This is a genomic window from Paenibacillus sp. FSL R5-192 (genome assembly GCF_000517845.1).
GTDB lineage: Bacteria > Bacillota > Bacilli > Paenibacillales > Paenibacillaceae > Paenibacillus > Paenibacillus amylolyticus.
In genome coordinates this window covers 1-2,087 of record NZ_ASPR01000040.1, presented here as the reverse complement: position 1 = coordinate 2,087, position 2,087 = coordinate 1, and the positions used below count along the sequence as shown (strand labels likewise).

Below are 2,087 nucleotides of genomic sequence, written 5' to 3'. Positions count from 1 at the left end.
GGACCAGACTTTAAACATTGGCAGCACCGTACGTTTGGCTGAAGGTATCCAAAAGACTATCAAGGTCGGGACAATAAAATTGATCCGGGAAGTACGGCAGCATGCGAAGAACCTCGGGGGTATTCGCTTCAGCTATGTAATTGGACGTGATCCTATTGAAGCAACGCAAGTTGGTGAGCAGGATATCCCAGCTATTGACTGTCCGGCTATTGAGCAGGCGTATCAAAAAGCCTTCGATCTGATTTTTGTTGAGGGCCTAACGGATGAAGAGTATGAAGAAGTGGACATGGAGGGCATCCAGGCTTTGGATAACGTTTTGGATCGATTTCTATAAAGAATCTTTTCCTCCAGATCCTGATTCCGCTGACGATGATGAGGATTCGGAGGATGGTGAAGTAGATCAACCAGGAACGGACTGGATGGGTCTGTGGGCGCTCTGTATCAGCAATGGAATTTCAGATACAGAGTGGCCTAATATGACCATACCTAAAATACGAGCACTTATGAATGAAAAACAGCGGTCTCGTGAATTCGAAATTACTCTTCATGGCGGTTCGGTTGAAAATAAAAAGCCGAAGAAAGCAAAATACTTATCCGATCTTGGTTTCTTCCAGCCAAGGTAGGAAGGAGGCAATATGGCAGAGGGTACAAATAGAGATGTCGTTGCTGCGCGAATTAATTTAGATACAGGCAAAGTTCTTCAGTCTTTCAAAAACATCGATACTGGAGCACGAGGAAACGCAGATGCATTTAAAGCCTTGAATGCTGAGTTATCAACCGCTGAGAAATCATACAAGAATATAACTTCAGCAATGGATAAAATGGCTTTAACCTCGGATCAGCGCCGCCAGAAGATAATAGCCGAATACGAAGCTCAACAAAAGCAAAAACTTGCTCAAACTGCATTGCTCGGTGCCAAGGCTCAACAGATTGAGCAAACCAACCGCCTGATAGATGCTAAAATGCAGGCGCAACAAGCCTTGATTAATAGACGAAATCAGCAGATTGAGCAGTCTGAACGTGAGCATCAACAAAAGATGCAGATTCTTCAAAATCGTTCAGTCAAATCAGGACAAGAGGCTGCGAAAGCAACCGGTACGGGCACAGACGAGCGCACGCGGGAACGTGTTCTGCAAGAGGAACAGAAGATACGTGTTGCTCTGACAGAACGCCAGCGAAAAGAAGAAGCTCTTAGGGAAAAAGTGTTGCAAGAGGAACAACGGATTCGACAAGCTTTGTCTCAAACTGAACAGCAAACCAAACGGATGGGGTCCACAATGGATGCTGTCTCTAAAAGTTGGATTGGTAGATTAGGAGATATGGCTACACATGCCGTTGTCTTCCACACCATGTATAAAGCAATGCACGAAGTCACCCAGGCCATGAAGGAAGGCTTGGTGGACATTGAATCCAACATGGCCGGGTACGTGCAGACGAACGAACATTATTTTGTTCATTTTGAAGATGGCACAAACAAAATGGTTATGGATACACAAAAGCTAAACCGCGAGACAAAAGCCTTTATTCAAACTGCTCACGAACTCGGTTCTAACATTTTGGATGTCACGGAGTCAGCTCGTCTCTGGGGCCGTATGTACAAAGACGTTAACGTTGTACAAGAGCTAGTGCGGCAATCCACAAAGCTGTCTACTGTGGACATGGTAGAGCTTGAGGACGCTACCAAGTCCATGGAGTCTGTGATGTCTCAATATGGGGTCCACATCACAAATGCGAATGAAGCCATGGTTATCGGTAACCGGGTTCTGGATTCCTGGTCCAAGGTAGCACACGATACGATGGCTCCTGCTCGTGACTTAGGAGCTGCTTTTCAGAGAACCGGTAAGATTGCTGCTGAGACTGGCGTATCCTTTGACGTTATGAACGGACTTATCTCTTCAGGAGTACGTAACACTGCCTTATCTGGGGAAAATCTGGGTAACATGTGGAAGACAGTCTTGGGTACCATTCGAACAGACAAAGCGGTGGACGAAATTGAGCGTCTTGGAGTTAAAACCAAAGAGGTTGTCGATGGCGTCGAACAATGGCGTAAAGCTGAAGATATTCTATTGGACCTCTCCATCCAGGTG

3 protein-coding genes are annotated in these 2,087 nt (G+C 45.9%); all 3 read left to right on the top strand.

Annotation, left to right across the window (positions count from 1 at the left end):
* The coding region (locus tag C161_RS32615; RefSeq protein WP_036672242.1) for a hypothetical protein at positions 1 to 334 on the top strand (334 nt) is incomplete at its 5' end.
* A complete protein-coding gene (locus C161_RS32610) occupies positions 273 to 623 on the top strand; it encodes a hypothetical protein (RefSeq protein ID WP_162163205.1) in 351 nt (116 codons plus the stop codon). The genes C161_RS32615 and C161_RS32610, both read left to right, overlap by 62 nt.
* Before the next feature lie 12 nt (positions 624 to 635).
* Positions 636 to 2,087 (top strand): phage tail tape measure protein (locus C161_RS19825; RefSeq protein WP_036672239.1); only part of this gene is annotated, 1,452 nt, incomplete at its 3' end.

Excerpts from the sequence above, each read along its gene's own strand:
- C161_RS32610 (WP_162163205.1), top strand. The coding sequence starts at position 273 with ATGAAGAAGTGGACATGGAGGGCATCCAGGCTTTGGATAACGTTTTGG.